This window comes from Kaistia defluvii (genome assembly GCF_040548815.1).
Lineage (GTDB): Bacteria > Pseudomonadota > Alphaproteobacteria > Rhizobiales > Kaistiaceae > Kaistia > Kaistia defluvii_A.
In genome coordinates, this window is sequence record NZ_JBEPSM010000001.1 from 2,702,983 (window position 1) to 2,717,384 (window position 14,402).

The window sequence follows — 14,402 nt, forward strand, 5'->3', positions numbered from 1 at the left end:
CTCAATTCTCCCGCCGGATCGCGCTCTCGTGCCAGCGGCGAAGCGCCAGGTGCGAGATCAGGCTGGTGGCGCCATAGATCACGACACCGGTGCCGCAGAGCAGGATCAGCGCCGCGAACAGGCGGGGAATGTTGAGGCGGTATTGCGATTCGAGCAGGCGGAAGGCGAGGCCCGAGCCGGCGCCGGCCGAACCGGCGGCGAACTCCGCCACCACGGCGGCGATCAGCGCGAGACCGCCGGCGATGCGCAGGCCCGCCAGGAAATAGGGCAGCGCGGCCGGCAGCTTCAGGTGGATCATCGTCTGCCAGCGGCTGGCGCCGTATAGCTCGAACAGGTTGAGCAGATTGTGGTCGGTGCTCTTCAGGCCCTGCGTCGTGTTGGAGAGCACCGGGAAGAAGGCGACGATCCAGGCGCAGATCAGCAGCGCCGACTGGGTCGACGGCGCATAGATCAGAATGAGCGGGGCGATGGCGACGACCGGCGTCACCTGAAGGATCACCATGTAGGGCGACAGCGCCAGTTCGACCCATTTGGACGAGGTAAGCAGGATCGCCAGCGCGACGCCGCCGACCAGCGCGATGCCGAGCGCCGCGAAGGTGATCTTCAGCGTCACCAGCAGCGCGGTGCCGAGGATCGGCCAATCCTTGATGAGCGACTGCAGCACCAGGTCCGGGCCGGGGAGGATGTATTTCGGGATGTTGTAGGCCGCGACATACCAGGCCCAGAGGCCGATCAGGCCGGCGAGCATCACGAGCGGGATGGCCACGCGCAGCACGCGCTCCGTGACCGGCATGGACGGCGCCGGCACGATGGCGGGTTCCGGATGCGCAGTCTCCTGCGCGGCATGGGCCACGGCCGGGCCCTGATCGATGCTGGTCATAGGTGGTCGGCCGCTCCGATGGCGGAAAGAAGGGATTCCGAAGCCCGGCGGCAATAGTCGCCATAAGCCTGCGAGGTGCGGAAGCCGATGCCGCGCGGATGCGGCGCATCGACGTCGATCTCGTCGATGACGCGGCCCGGACGGGCGGCCATGACGACGATGCGGCTCGACAGGTAGACGGATTCGAAAACCGAATGGGTGACGAAGACGATGGTCCAGCCGAACTGCTCCCAGAGGCGCAGCAGGTCGTCATTCAACTTCTGGCGGGTGATCTCGTCCAGCGCCGCGAAGGGCTCGTCCATCAGCAGGATGCGCGGGCGGGTGACCAGCGCGCGGGCGATCGAGACGCGCATCTTCATGCCGCCCGAGAGTTCGCGCGGATAGGAATCGGCGAACTTGTCGAGCCCGACCATCTCCAGCGCTTCCATCACGCGGGGCCGCGCGGCGGCCTGCGAGATGCCCTTGAGGCGCAGCGGCAGCCAGACATTCTTGAACACCGTCGCCCAGGGCATCAGCGTCGGTTCCTGGAACACGAAGCCGATCTCGCCCTCGCTCTTGTCGCTGGCCTTCGGCTCGGGCTGGTCGGGCCAGACGATCTTGCCGGAACTCGGCTCGCCCAGTCCCGCCAGCATCCGCAGCGCCGTCGACTTGCCGCAGCCCGAGGGGCCCAGCAGGCTGATGAACTCGCCGGCGCCGATCGACAGCGACATGTCCTTCAGCGCGATGGTTCCGTTCGAGAAGGTCTTCGATACATGCTCGAGGCGCACGATAGGCCGTCCGGACAAGGCGGATGGCGGGCTGCTGGGTGCGAGAGACAAGAAATCCGTTTCCTCAACTAAAGTGGCGAAACGCGCCACCAGACTGGCGATGGCATTGCCGGAACGAGCCCGGCAATGCCTGGAGCGTCGCCGCCCCTACTTCTTCAGTTCCTTGCCCACGCCCTTGCAGGTGAACTTGGTGGTGTAGACCTTGGACAGGTCCAGCCCCGGCTTGGTGACGCCGGCCTTGACCATCTTCTCGTAGAAATCCTGCACGCGCGCATCGGTGATGCAGCCGATGCCCTTGTCGAGCGTATCGCCGGAATCGACCAGGCCGTAATCCTTCATGGTCTGGATCGTGTAGGCGATCTGCTCGTCCGTGATCTCGGGATTATCCTTCTTGATCAGGTCGTTGGCAGCCTTGTTGTCGCCGTACAGGTAATTGTACCAGCCAACCGTCGAGGCATCGACGAAGCGCTGGACGATGTCGGGATGCGCGTCGACATATTCCTGCGTCCCTTCGATCAGCGTCGAATAGGTGCTGAAGCCCTGGTCGGCGAGCAGGAACAGCTTGGGCTTGAAATCGGCCTGCTTGGCGATCTCGAACGGCTCGGAGGTGATGTAGCCCTGCTGCGCCGACTTCGGATCCGCCAGGAACGGCGCCGGATTGAAGGTGTAGGGCTTGAACTGCTCGTCGCGGAAGCCCGGATAGGCCGACTTCATCCACTGGAAATAGGAGGCATAGCCATCCTTCGACAGCAGCAGCGTGTCGAGCTTGGCGAGGTCCTCGAACTTCTCGACGTCGGGATGGGCGATCAGGACCTGCGGTTCCTTCTGGAAGATCGCGGCGACCTCGACCAGCGGAATGCCTTCCTCGACGGCGGCGAAGGTCTCGACCAAATTGCCGGCCATGTTGAAGGTGGTCTTGCCGGCCAGCATCAGCTGGCGGTTGGCCGCCTGCGGGCCGCCCTGCACGATCGTGACCTTGAGACCGTACTTCTCGTAGGTGCCATCGGCGACGGCCTGGTAGAAGCCGCCATGCTCGGCCTGGGCCAGCCAGTTGGTGCCGAAGCTGACTTCGTCGAGGGCGAAGGCCTGGCCGGAAAAGGCCACCGCCGCCGCGCCGGCCGCCAGACCGATGAACTTAGTCCTGATGGATGTCATGAACACTTCGCCTTCCCCTTGTTGCGGCAACCCCAGCGGCCGCAGATCGTGTTGTTTCCGAACGGGCTTGCCCGGTTCGTGGCCCGAAAGCCCAGAAATCAGGCTCCCGACGCAAGACACATGCCACGCAACGCCCCTCGCGTGGCCGGACGGCGCCCCGGTGCCAGGCCCTGTCCTCCGCCTGCCCTTCGGAAAGTCGCGGCATATTATGCGACGAACTCTGCCCAAGATAGCGGCAGCGGGCATGATTCTGAGCACCCAAAGCGAAACGATGCCGGCCCGGCTGCGCAGCGAGCGGGCAGTCGGCGGCGGTCCTTCGCTCCAGGGCTTGCCCGCGCCTTCGGCCGCGCCCGCCCTTGCCACCGGAGCGGTCCCGCCCCTACCCTTCTCGCCCGCATTGCTGACCCCGGAGCCCATCGGTGAACCTTCCCCTGACCCCCACGGACATCCGTCCGCCCTTCGGCCGCTACAGCCACGGCGTCGAGGCCCCGGCCGGCAGCCGCTTCATCTTCACCTCCGGCCAGCTCGGCATCCGCGCCGATGACAGCATTCCGGAGGACATCGAGGCGCAGGCCGAGATCTGCTTCGAGAACATCCGCTCGATCCTCGCCGCCGGCGGCATGGATCTCTCCGACATCGTCCGCCTCAACGCCTTCGTCACCCGGCGCGAGGACATGCGCCGCTACATGAACGTGCGCGACCGCTTCGTCAGCGAGCCGCTGCCGGCTTCCACCCTCTACATTGTCGGCGGCTTCACCCGGCCGGAATTCCTGGTCGAGATCGAGGCCGTCGCCGCCAGGGTGGAATGAGCGGCCGATTGTCTGGCGCGCATCTTGCGAGCCAGGCGCCAGCGGCACCCGGCGTCGAACGACGCGCGACAGGACAGGAAGCGACATGACGACGAGCGAGAGAGTCTGGCTGAAGGATCCGATCGCGGTCCTCGCCGAAGGGGCGGAACGCGGCGTCGTCGTCGAGAATGGCAAGATCCAGGAACTGGTGGGCAAGGGCGCCGAGCCGAGCCATCCGGTCCACAAGGTGTTCGACGCCTCGCGTCATGTCGTGACGCCGGGCCTCGTCAACACGCATCACCACATGTTTCAGACGCTGACCCGGGCGCATCCGGCGGCGATCAACAAGGAACTGTTCCCCTGGCTGCAGGCGCTGTTCCCGATCTGGGCGAAGAACGTCAATCCGGACAATCTGCGGCTTGCCAGCCGCCTGGCCCTGACCGAGCTGCTGATCTCGGGCTGCACCACCGCTTCCGATCACCAATATTTGTTCCCGCCGGGCCTCGATGACGCCATGGACATCCAGGCGGAAGAGGCCGGCAAGCTCGGCGTCCGGATGACGCTGACACGCGGCGCACTCAATCTGACGACAGAAGACGGTGGCAATGCCGACCAGGGCGCGGTGCAGGATACCGACGTCATCCTGGCCGATTGCGAGCGCGTCATTAACCGCTACCACGACAAGTCCGAAGGCTCGATGCTGCAGGTGGCGCTCGCTCCCTGCGCGCCCTTCAACGTCACCAAGCGACTGATGGTCGAAACGGCGGCGCTCGCCGAGCGCTGCGGTTGCCGGCTGCATACGCATCTCGGCGAGACCCGCGACGAGAACGACTACTGCATGGAGCATTTCGGCTACCGGCCGGTCGATTATCTCGAGGAATGCGGCTGGCTCAACGACAGGGTCTGGCTGGCGCATGGCATCCACTTCAACGACGAGGAAGTGATGCGCCTCGGCCGCCATGGCGTCGGCGTCTCGCATTGCCCGACCTCCAACATGGTGCTCGCCTCCGGCCAATGCCGGACGAAGGAGTTGGAAGCCGCAGGCTCGCCGGTCGGCCTCGGCGTCGACGGCTCCGCGTCGAACGACAATTCCAACCTGATGGAAGGCGTCCGCCACGCTCTGATGATCAACCGCCTCACCTACAACGCCGAAAGCGTCACCCATTTCGACGCGTTCCGCTGGGCGACGCAGGGTTCGGCGCGCTGCCTCGGCCGCGACGACATCGGCGCCATCGCCGTGGGCAAGCAGGCCGACATGGCGCTCTACACGCTGGACGAACTGCGCTTTTCCGGCGCTGGCGACCCGCTCGCCGCCCTCGTGCTCTGCGGCGCCTACAAGGCCGACCGCGTCATGGTGAAGGGCGACTGGCGCGTCGAGGAGGGCGTGCCCGTTGGCATGGACCTAGCCAGGCTCCGCTACGAACACGGCCAGGCGGCGAAGGCCTTTTTGGAGTCGGTGTAGGTGGCCAGGCTCCCACTGGCTCCCTCGCCCGCGCAGCGGGAGAGGGAGACGAAGCGCACCGACCGCATCTGGATCAGGGACCCGATCGCCGTGCTGGCGGATGGCGCCGAGCGCGGCGTCGTGGTCGAAGGCGGCCGGATCGTGGAGCTGGTGGGCAAAAACGCCGAACCCGCCCACCCGGTTCAGACGATCTTCGATGCCGGCCGGCATGTCGTGACGCCGGGCCTCGTCAACACGCACCACCACTTCTTCCAGACCATGACGCGGGCGCATCCCAAGGCGATCAACAAATCGCTCTGGCCGTGGATCGAGGCGCTCTATCCGATCTGGACGCGGCATGTGAACGCCGACAATTTCCGCCTCGCCGCCCGGCTTTCAGTGACGGAACTGCTGCTGTCGGGCTGCACCTGCGCCTCCGACCACCACTACATGTTCCCGACCGGCCTTGAGCACGCGCTCGACATTGAGGCAGAGGAGGCCGCCGCCGTCGGCCTGCGCATGACACTGTCGCGCGGCGCGCTCGATGTCGTCGGCGACAAGGCCGGCGACGACAGTCAGGCGGTGGCGCCCGGCGGCGCGACGCAGGACACCGACGTCATCCTCGCCGATTGCGAGCGCGTCATCAGCCGCTACCACGACCGCTCCAACGGCGCGATGACCCGCGTCGCGCTTGCGCCCTGCGCGCCTTTCGACGTGTCGATGCGGCTGATGCGCGAGACAGCGGCGCTGGCCGACAGGCACGATTGCCGGCTGCACACTCACCTCGTCGAAACGAAGCAGGAAGCCGATTTCGCGCATGCGAAGCACGGCATGTCGGCCGTCGACTATCTGGAAGAATGCGGCTGGCTGTCGAACCGGACCTGGCTCGCGCATGGCATTCATTTCGACAATGCGGAGGTCGCGAAGCTTGGCCGCCACGGCGTCGGCATCTGCCATTGCCCGACCTCCAACATGGTGCTCGCCTCCGGCATCTGCCGGACGAAGGAGCTGGAGGCCGCGGGCTCACCCGTCGGTCTCGGCGTCGATGGCTCGGCCTCCAACGACAATTCCAACCTGATGGAAGCCGTCCGCCACGCCTTGATGATCGGCCGGCTGCGCTATGATGCGGCGAGCGTCACCCATCGCGACGCGCTGCGCTGGGCGACGGAAGGTTCGGCCCGCTGCCTCGGCCGCGACGATCTGGGTGCCATCGCCATCGGCAAGCAGGCCGACCTGGCGTTCTGGTCGCTCGACGATCTGCGCTTCTCCGGCGCGGGCGATCCGATCGCCGCACTCGTGCTCTGCGGCGCGCACGCGGCCGACCGCGTCATGGTGAAGGGCGAATGGCGGGTCGAGGACGGCGCGCCGGTCGGCGTCGATGTCGCGCGCCTTCGCCACGAGCATCATCAGGCTTCGCGCGCCTTCCTGGAAGCGCTATGACAACAGGCATTCCTTCCTGCCCGACAGGCGCGGCCCATGCCCGCCTGCCCCATCGCAACGATCCGTGAAAGAGACTTCGGAATGACCCTTCCCCGCCCCTATTGGCATGAGATGCAGGCGCCTTCCTTCCTGGGCGGCGAAAAGGACTGGATCGCGGTCCTGCCGGTTTGCGCCATCGAGCAGCATGGCCCGCATCTGCCCGTCTTCACCGACGCCTGCATCGGCGAGGGCATGGTCAAGCGCGTCGTCGAGCTGCTGCCCGAGGGCCTGCCGGCGACCTTCCTGCCGCTGCAGTCGATCGGCAAGTCGAACGAGCATATCTCCTCGCCCGGCACGCTGACCTTCACGTGGGAAACCGCGATCCGCATGTGGATGGAGATCGGCGACAGCATCGCGCGCGCCGGCGTCCGCAAGCTGGTCATCGTCACCTCGCATGGCGGCAATGTTCCGATCGCCGACATCATCGCCCGCGAGCTGCGCATCAAGCACGAGATGCTGGTCGTCTCCACCGGCTGGACCAATGTCGGCGAACCGGAGGGCATGGTACCGGCCGAGGAATATCTCTACGGCATCCATGGCGGCGACGTCGAAACCTCGATCATGCTGCATTTCCGCCCCGACCTGGTCGACATGTCGAAGGCGGAGGATTTCCGCTCGACCCAGCTCGATCTGCTGAAGGAGTTCAAGCGCCTCCGCTTCCACAGCGCTCCGGCGCGGGCGGCCTGGAAGGCGCAGGATCTCAACCCCAAGGGCGCCGTCGGCGACGCCTCGCGTGCAACCGCCGATCGGGGCCGGCAGATGGTCGACTACCAGGCATCGGCCTTCGTCGAGCTGCTGCAGGAAATGGCCCGCTTCGATCTGGCCCGCCTCTGGAAGGCGCCGGCCTGAAACTACGGAATTCGACCGAAAACGCTTGGGAATGTCAGGCGTCTGTTGCTAGCATGACGCAACAGCGCGGCCGCATCTGACGGAGCGTATGTCCGGGGGCGGGCGTGGTCGACATTGTCATTTCCGAGTTCATGCACAAGAACGCGATCGCGGATCTCTCCCGCGATTTCGAGGTTCATTACGAGCCGACGCTCGGCAGCGACCTGCCGAGTCTGTCGCGCGCCGTGCGCCACGCCAAGGCACTGATCATCCGCGACCGGACGGTGGTCGACATCCCCCTGATCGCGCAGGCGCTCGACCTGCGCGTCATCGGCCAGGTCGGCGCCGTTTCCGACAATATCGACATGCTGAGCTGCGAGGCGCGCGGCGTCTCGATCGTCCGCGCGCCCGACATGATGGCCGACGCGATCGGCGAATATGTCATCGCCAGCGCCATGATGCTGATGCGCGGCGCCTTCTTCGCGACGCGCGAGGTGATGGCCGGTAAGTGGCCGCGCGGCCATCTCGTCGGCCGCGAGATCAACGGCCGCACGCTCGGCCTGGTCGGGCTCGATTTCGGCGCCCGCGCCGCCGCCCAGCGCGCCCAGGCGCTTGGGATGAAGGTGATCGGCTGGGATCCGTTCCTGAAATCCGCCCATCCCGTCTGGCGCGATGTCGAGCGGGTCGAGTTCGACGCGCTGCTCAGCGAATCCGACGTGGTCAGCGTCCACCTGCCCGCCCGGCCAGAACTGATCGGCCGCGTCGGCACGGCGGCGCTGGCGCGGCTGAAGCCGACCGCCGTGCTGATTTCGGTCGGAGGCGGCGGCGTCGTCGACGAGGCGGCGGTCGCCAACATGCTGTCGATCGGCCGTCTCCGCGGCGCCGCCTTCGACGGCTTCGAAACCGAACCGCTCAACAGCGAGGCCGGCTCGATCTTCGCGGCTGTCCCCAATCTCGTTCTGACGCCGCGCATCGCCGACCTGACGCTCGAATCCCACCTGCGCTCCTCCGCGGCGATCGTTGCCAAAGTTCGCGGCGCGCTCAATCTTTGATCAAGCGGCCAAAATCCCTCTTGCAATAGTGGCCGGCCTCGGCTCGACTGCAGCTTTCCCGCCAAGATGAGGTTCCTCAAGGAACCCGGTTTAAAAGGCGGGCCTAAAGCGCTTTGGATGGCGCTAGCCAGGGGAGTTTTGAATGAGGAATTTTGCCCGCCTGTTGGCGGCAACCATGCTGGCCGCCGGCCTCGCTTCGGCGGCCGAGGCGAAAACTCTGGTCTACTGCTCGGAAGGCAGCCCGGAAAACTTCAACCCGCAGATCAACACCACCGGCACGTCGTTCGACGCCGCCCGGCCGGTGTTCAACCAGCTCGTCGAGTTCGAGCCGGGCACGACGAAGATCCGCCCGGCCTTGGCCGAGAGCTGGGACGTGTCGCCCGACGGAATGGAAGTCACGTTCCACCTCCGCAAGGGCGTGAAGTTCCATTCGTCGAAGCTGTTCAAGCCGACGCGCGACTTCAACGCCGACGACGTTCTGTTCTCGTTCAACCGGATGTGGAAGGAAGACAATCCCTACCACAAGGTCTCCGGCGGCGCGTATGACTACTTCAACGACATGGAGATGCCGACGCTGCTGAAGTCGATTGACAAGGTCGACGACTACACGGTCAAGTTCACGCTGACCAAGCCGAACGCGCCCTTCCTCGCCAATCTCGGCATGGATTTCGCCACCATCATGTCGGCCGAATATGCCGACGCGATGCTGAAGGCGGGCAAGCCCGAGACGGTCGACCAGCAGCCGATCGGCACCGGTCCCTTCACCTTCGTCGCCTACCAGAAGGACGCCGTCATCCGCTTCAAGGCGTTCCCGGACTTCTGGGGCCCGAAGGCCAAGATCGACGACCTCGTCTTCGCCATCACCAAGGACCCGACCGCGCGCTGGGCCAAGCTGCAGAAGAACGAGTGCCAGGTGATGATCGGCCCGAACCCGGCCGACCTCGACGCCATGGGCAAGGACGCGAACGTCAACCTGCTGTCGCAGCCGGGCCTCAACATCGCCTATCTGTCGTTCAACGTCACCAAGCCGCCCTTCGACAAGAAGGAAGTGCGCCAGGCTCTGACGATGGCGATCGACCAGGCGACGATCATCAAGGACGTCTATGGCGGTGCCGGCCAGGCGGCCAAGAACTTCATTCCGCCGACGATCTGGAGCTACAACGACGCGATCGAGCCCTACAAGTATGACCCGGCCAAGGCCAAGGAAATGCTGAAGGCCGCCGGCGTCGCGGAAGGCTTCGAGAGCGATCTGTGGTGGATGCCGGTAACGCGCCCCTACAACCCGAACGCCAAGCGCATCGCCGAACTGATGCAGGCGGATTTCGAGAAGGTCGGCATCAAGACCCACCTGGTTTCCTATGAGTGGGGCGAATACCGCAAGCGCATGCAGGCCGGCGAGCACCAGATGGGCCAGCTCGGCTGGAGCGGCGACAATGGCGATCCCGACAACTTCTTCTTCCTGCTCGGCTGCGAGGGCGCCCGCCCGGGCGGCCAGAACCTGTCCAAGTGGTGCAACAAGGACTTCGAAGCCTTGTTCCAGAAGGCCAAGTCGACCTTCGACGTGGCGGAGCGCGCCAAGCTCTATGAGCAGATGCAGGTGATCGCGCATGAAGAAGCGCCGGTCTTCAACGTCGCGCATTCGATCGTGTACGAGCCGATCCGCAAGAACGTGACGAACTACAAGGTCAGCCCGCTCGGACGGCGTGAATTCGCCGAAGTCGGTCTCGAGTAGCAAGCGACGGACGAGGACGGGGGGCACCACACCTCCGTCGTTCCGGGTATTGTCATGAGCCTGGCGGGCCGCGTCGCGCGCGGTCCGGCAGGCTCACGCAAGCCCCCGGATCCGCCGGCCCGCAAGGGCCAGGGCGGATCCCCGCTTTCGCGGGGATGACGGCCGTGACGGCGCCTCCCGCCTCGCCTTCCAGGCGGTATCACCATGTTCAGTTTCATCATCCGGCGCGTGCTGCTGGTCATTCCGACCTTCCTGGCCATCGCCTTCCTCACCTTCATCGCGATCCGGCTCGTGCCGGGCGATCCGGTCGAGGCCCGTACCGGCGAGCGCGGCATCTCGCCCGAGCGTCTGGCCCATTTCCGCCATGAGCTCGGTCTCGACCAGCCGGTGTGGAAGCAGTTTCTCGACTATCTCTGGCAGATCGCGCATGGCGATTTCGGCACCTCGATCTCGACGCAGACGCCGATCCTGACCGAATTCACGACGCTGTTCCCGGCGACGCTGGAACTGGCCATCTGCGCCATGCTGTTCGCGACGATCCTCGGCATCCCGGCCGGCGTGATCGCGGCGACCCGGCGCGGCACCTTCGTCGATTACACGCTGATGGGCGCGGCGCTGACCGGCTTCTCGATGCCGATCTTCTGGTGGGGCCTGCTGCTGATCCTGTTCTTCTCGGTCGATCTTGGCTGGACCCCCGTCTCGGGCCGCATCGACCTGCTCTACTATTTCGAGCCCGTCACCGGCTTCATGCTGATCGACAGCTGGCTCTCCGGCCAGGAGGGCGCGCTCAGCTCGGCCGTGTCGCATCTGATCCTGCCGACCATCGTGCTCGGCACCATTCCGCTCGCCACCATCGCCCGCATGACCCGCTCGGCCATGCTGGAGATCCTCGGCGAGGATTACGTCCGCACCGCCCGCGCCAAGGGCCTGTCGCCCTTCCGCGTCGTCGGCATCCATGCGCTCAGAAACGCGCTGATCCCCGTCGTCACGGTGATCGGGCTGCAGGTCGGCGCGCTGATGGCCGGCGCGGTGCTGACCGAATACATCTTCTCCTGGCCCGGCATCGGCTCCTGGCTGATCGAATCGATCCAGCGCCGCGACTATCCCGTGCTGCAGGGCGGCATCCTGCTGGTCTCCGGCATCGTCATCGTCATCAACATTCTCGTCGACCTGCTCTACGGCGTGCTCAACCCGAGGATCCGCCATGCCCGCTGACAGAATGCCTGCCGAGCGGACCGCCGCCGCCATGGTCGAGCCGAAGGCGCCGCCAGGCCCCTTCGCCTCCTTTTTCCGCGACTTCTCGGAAAACCGCGCCGCCCTGATCGGGCTGATCCTGCTCGGCCTGCTGGTCTTCGTCGCGATCTTTGCCGATTTCCTGGCGCCCTATTCGCCGATTGAGCAGTTCCGCGAGTTCACCCGTATCCCGCCCGCCTGGGTCGAGGGGGGAAATCGCGCCTTCCTGCTCGGCACCGACGAGATCGGCCGCGACATGCTCTCGCGCCTGATCTTCGGCGCCCGGCTGTCGCTGTTCATCGGCCTGTCGGTGGTGGTCGCCTCGATGGTGGTCGGCATCGTGCTCGGCCTGGTCGCCGCCTTCGCGCCGGGCTGGCCGTCGATCGTGATCATGCGGGCGATGGACGTCATCCTGTCGGTGCCGAGCCTGCTGCTCGCCATCGTCATCGTCGCCATCATCGGCCCGAGCCTGACCAACACGATCATCGCGATCACCGTGGTCTACCTGCCCTATTACGTCCGCCTCGTGCGGGCGTCGGCGATGCAGGAGAAGACGCGCGACTATGTGACGGCGGCCCGCGTCGGCGGCGCCGGCACGCTGCGCATCATGTTCAAGACGGTGCTGCCCAATTGCATGGCGCCGATCATCGTCCAGGCGGCGCTGACCATCTCCAACGCCATCCTGGAAGCGGCGGCGCTCGGCTTCCTCGGCCTCGGCGCGCAGCCGCCCTCGCCCGAATGGGGCGCGATGCTCGCCTCGGCGCGCGAATTCCTGCAATCCGCGCCCTGGATCGTCACCGAGCCCGGCCTCGCCATCCTGATCACCGTGCTTGCCATCAACCTTGTCGGCGACGGGCTGCGCGATGCGCTCGACCCGAAAATGCGGAGGAGCTGACATGCCGCTTCTCGAAATCTCCGACCTGACGGTCGACTTCAAGACCGGCTCCGGCCAGTTCCGCGCCGTCGACGGCGTGTCGCTCACGGTCGACCGCGGCGAGATCCTGGCGATCGTCGGCGAATCCGGCTCCGGCAAGTCGGTCGCCATGCTGGCGGTCATGGGGCTATTGCCCTGGACCGCCACCGTCTCGGCCAAGACGCTCGCCTTTGACGGCCGCGACCTGCTGACGCTGACGCCGCGCGAGCGGCGCAGGCTGGTCGGCAAGGACATGGCGATGATCTTCCAGGAGCCGATGTCGAGCCTCAACCCGTGCTTCACGGTCGGCTACCAGATCGGCGAAAGCCTCAAGGTCCATCTCGGCCTCTCCAAGAGCGAGCGCCGAAAGCGTTCGATCGAACTGCTCGAGGCCGTCGGCATTCCGGATCCCGAACGCCGGCTCTCGGCCTTCCCGCATCAGCTTTCCGGCGGCATGAGCCAGCGCGTGATGATCGCGATCGCGCTGGCCTGCCGGCCCAAGCTGATCATCGCCGACGAGCCGACCACGGCGCTCGACGTGACCATCCAGGCGCAGATCCTGGAACTGCTCGTCTCGCTACAGCGCGAGACGGATACCGGCCTGGTGCTGATCACCCACGACATGGGCGTTGTCGCCGAAACGGCCGAGCGCGTCTCGGTGCATTATGCCGGACAGAAGATCGAGGAGCAGCCGGTCGGCCCGCTCTTCGCCGATCCGCACCACCCCTATACGGCGGCGCTCCTCGCAGCCCTGCCGGAACGCGCGACGGGCAAGCGCCTGCCCTCGATTCCCGGCGTCGTGCCCGGCCAGTTCGACCGGCCGCCGGCCTGCCTGTTCGAGCCGCGCTGCCGCTTCGCCACCGAGCGCTGCCGCACCAAGCTGCCGCCGCGCCAGGGCGCCATTGCCGGCTTCGCGCTCTGCCACTATCCGCTGACGCATGGCCGGCCGATTGGCCATCCCCACCCCGAAGGCAGGGAGGTCGCGGCATGAACGCGCCCGTCGTCCTCGAAGCCAGCAAGCTGGCGCGCTTCTATTCGGTGAGCCGCGGCGCCTTCAAGCCCGCCGCCACCATCAAGGCGCTGGCCGAGGCCAGCTTCACCCTGCATGCCGGCAAGACGCTGGCCGTCGTCGGCGAATCCGGCTGCGGCAAGTCCACCCTCGCCCGCCTCGTCACCATGATCGAGGAGCCGAGCGAGGGGGAGCTCGTCATCGGCGATACCGACATCGTCACCGCCGACAAGGCGGCGCTGAGGAAGCTGCGCTCCGACGTGCAGATCGTCTTCCAGAACCCCTATGGCTCGCTCAATCCGCGCCAGAGGATCATCGATGCGCTGGCCGAGCCGCTGGTGATCAACCGCAAGGAAATGAGCGCGGCCGAACGCAAGGCTGCCGTGCTCGACATGCTGCAGCGGGTCGGCCTTCGCCCCGAGCATGCCGACCGCTATCCGCACATGTTCTCGGGCGGCCAGCGCCAGCGCATCGCGATTGCCCGCGCGCTGATGTTGCGGCCGAAGATCCTGGTGCTCGACGAGCCGGTCTCGGCGCTCGACGTCTCGGTGCAGGCGCAGGTGCTCAACCTGCTGGTCGAGTTGCAGGACAGCCTCGGCCTTTCCTACCTGTTTATCAGCCATGGCCTGGCAGTCGTGCGGCACATGGCGGACGAGATCCTGGTCATGTATCTCGGCCGGGTGGTGGAACGCGCCCCGCGCGAAAAACTGTTCGAGCAGCCGATGCATCCCTATACGCAGGCGCTGCTTTCGGCGACGCCAATGGCCGATCCAGAGCGCCAGCGCGACCGGGTGCGGCTCAAGGGCGAATTGCCGTCGCCCTTCAACCCGCCATCCGGCTGCGCCTTCCATCCGCGCTGCCCGCTCGCCTTCGACAAATGCCGCGTAGACCGCCCGGAGCTGCGCTTTCACGGCGAAACCGAAGTCGCCTGCTGGGCCGTCGAGCGGGATGACCGGGCGGCTTAGGTCTTTTCAGCCAGCAAGCCCCCTCACCCAACCCTCTCCCGCAAGCGGGCGAGGGCTTTTCTGGCGGCGGCCCTCCTCGACATCGCGGCGTATCGCTGGCGCCCCCTCTCCCGCCCCGCGGGAGAGGGCTGGGGTGAGGGTCTTCCTTTGCCGCGACCGT

At 66.2% G+C, this 14,402-nt stretch carries 13 protein-coding genes; 10 read left to right on the forward strand and 3 right to left on the reverse strand.

What is annotated here, in order from left to right; genetic code table 11:
* Position 1: 1 nt before the first annotated feature.
* The 3 genes from ABIE08_RS12685 to ABIE08_RS12695 all read right to left on the reverse strand — a co-directional run bounded on the left by ABIE08_RS12685 (position 2) and on the right by ABIE08_RS12695 (position 2,808).
* A complete protein-coding gene (locus ABIE08_RS12685) occupies positions 2 to 880 on the reverse strand; it encodes an ABC transporter permease (RefSeq protein ID WP_436409527.1) in 879 nt (292 codons plus the stop codon).
* Positions 877 to 1,698, reverse strand: coding sequence for an ABC transporter ATP-binding protein (locus tag ABIE08_RS12690; RefSeq protein WP_354551397.1), 822 nt, complete (start codon positions 1,696 to 1,698; stop codon positions 877 to 879). Before ABIE08_RS12690 ends, ABIE08_RS12685 begins: the two co-directional genes overlap by 4 nt.
* 96 nt (positions 1,699 to 1,794) lie before the next feature.
* On the reverse strand, positions 1,795 to 2,808 hold the full coding sequence (locus ABIE08_RS12695) for an ABC transporter substrate-binding protein (protein ID WP_436409528.1): 1,014 nt from the start codon (positions 2,806 to 2,808) through the stop codon (positions 1,795 to 1,797).
* 413 nt (positions 2,809 to 3,221) lie between these two features.
* Here ABIE08_RS12695 and ABIE08_RS12700 point away from each other — a divergent pair, with 413 nt between their 5' ends.
* The 10 genes from ABIE08_RS12700 to ABIE08_RS12745 all read left to right on the forward strand — a co-directional run bounded on the left by ABIE08_RS12700 (position 3,222) and on the right by ABIE08_RS12745 (position 14,242).
* Complete coding sequence (locus ABIE08_RS12700; RefSeq protein ID WP_354551400.1) at positions 3,222 to 3,611, forward strand: RidA family protein; 390 nt, start codon at positions 3,222 to 3,224, stop codon at positions 3,609 to 3,611.
* Between the two features lie 85 nt (positions 3,612 to 3,696).
* Positions 3,697 to 5,052 (forward strand): 8-oxoguanine deaminase, encoded by a 1,356-nt coding sequence (locus ABIE08_RS12705; RefSeq protein ID WP_354551402.1) that lies wholly within the window; start codon positions 3,697 to 3,699, stop codon positions 5,050 to 5,052.
* A gap of 15 nt (positions 5,053 to 5,067) precedes the next feature.
* On the forward strand, positions 5,068 to 6,471 hold the full coding sequence (locus ABIE08_RS12710; protein ID WP_354551691.1) for an 8-oxoguanine deaminase: 1,404 nt from the start codon (positions 5,068 to 5,070) through the stop codon (positions 6,469 to 6,471).
* A gap of 81 nt (positions 6,472 to 6,552) precedes the next feature.
* Entirely contained in the window at positions 6,553 to 7,359 is an 807-nt protein-coding gene (locus ABIE08_RS12715) for a creatininase family protein (protein WP_354551404.1), read from the forward strand.
* 104 nt (positions 7,360 to 7,463) lie between these two features.
* On the forward strand, positions 7,464 to 8,390 hold the full coding sequence (locus ABIE08_RS12720; RefSeq protein WP_354551406.1) for an NAD(P)-dependent oxidoreductase: 927 nt from the start codon (positions 7,464 to 7,466) through the stop codon (positions 8,388 to 8,390).
* A 142-nt stretch (positions 8,391 to 8,532) separates the two neighbouring features.
* Positions 8,533 to 10,122 carry an ABC transporter substrate-binding protein gene (locus ABIE08_RS12725; RefSeq protein ID WP_354551408.1) on the forward strand — a complete coding sequence of 530 codons (1,590 nt, stop codon included), beginning with the start codon at positions 8,533 to 8,535 and terminating at the stop codon, positions 10,120 to 10,122.
* A 204-nt stretch (positions 10,123 to 10,326) separates the two neighbouring features.
* Positions 10,327 to 11,337 (forward strand): ABC transporter permease subunit, encoded by a 1,011-nt coding sequence (locus ABIE08_RS12730; protein ID WP_354551410.1) that lies wholly within the window; start codon positions 10,327 to 10,329, stop codon positions 11,335 to 11,337.
* Between the two features lie 4 nt (positions 11,338 to 11,341).
* Positions 11,342 to 12,250, forward strand: coding sequence for an ABC transporter permease subunit (locus tag ABIE08_RS12735; RefSeq protein ID WP_436409550.1), 909 nt, complete (start codon positions 11,342 to 11,344; stop codon positions 12,248 to 12,250).
* Between the two features lies 1 nt (position 12,251).
* Complete coding sequence (locus ABIE08_RS12740) at positions 12,252 to 13,259, forward strand: ABC transporter ATP-binding protein (RefSeq protein ID WP_354551412.1); 1,008 nt, start codon at positions 12,252 to 12,254, stop codon at positions 13,257 to 13,259.
* The gene (locus ABIE08_RS12745; protein WP_354551414.1) at positions 13,256 to 14,242 is read left to right on the forward strand and encodes a dipeptide ABC transporter ATP-binding protein; all 987 of its coding nucleotides are present in this window, start codon (positions 13,256 to 13,258) and stop codon (positions 14,240 to 14,242) included. Before ABIE08_RS12740 ends, ABIE08_RS12745 begins: the two co-directional genes overlap by 4 nt.
* Positions 14,243 to 14,402 lie beyond the last annotated feature (160 nt).

Bases quoted from the DNA above. Each gene is read 5' to 3' on its own strand.
- ABIE08_RS12685 (WP_436409527.1), bottom strand. From the start codon at position 880: ATGACCAGCATCGATCAGGGCCCGGCCGTGGCCCATGCCGCGCAGGAG.
- ABIE08_RS12705 (WP_354551402.1), top strand. From the start codon at position 3,697: ATGACGACGAGCGAGAGAGTCTGGCTGAAGGATCCGATCGCGGTCCTC.
- ABIE08_RS12715 (WP_354551404.1), top strand. From the start codon at position 6,553: ATGACCCTTCCCCGCCCCTATTGGCATGAGATGCAGGCGCCTTCCTTC.
- ABIE08_RS12725 (WP_354551408.1), top strand. From the start codon at position 8,533: ATGAGGAATTTTGCCCGCCTGTTGGCGGCAACCATGCTGGCCGCCGGC.
- ABIE08_RS12730 (WP_354551410.1), top strand. From the start codon at position 10,327: ATGTTCAGTTTCATCATCCGGCGCGTGCTGCTGGTCATTCCGACCTTC.
- ABIE08_RS12735 (WP_436409550.1), top strand. From the start codon at position 11,342: ATGCCTGCCGAGCGGACCGCCGCCGCCATGGTCGAGCCGAAGGCGCCG.
- ABIE08_RS12740 (WP_354551412.1), top strand. From the start codon at position 12,252: ATGCCGCTTCTCGAAATCTCCGACCTGACGGTCGACTTCAAGACCGGC.
- ABIE08_RS12745 (WP_354551414.1), top strand. From the start codon at position 13,256: ATGAACGCGCCCGTCGTCCTCGAAGCCAGCAAGCTGGCGCGCTTCTAT.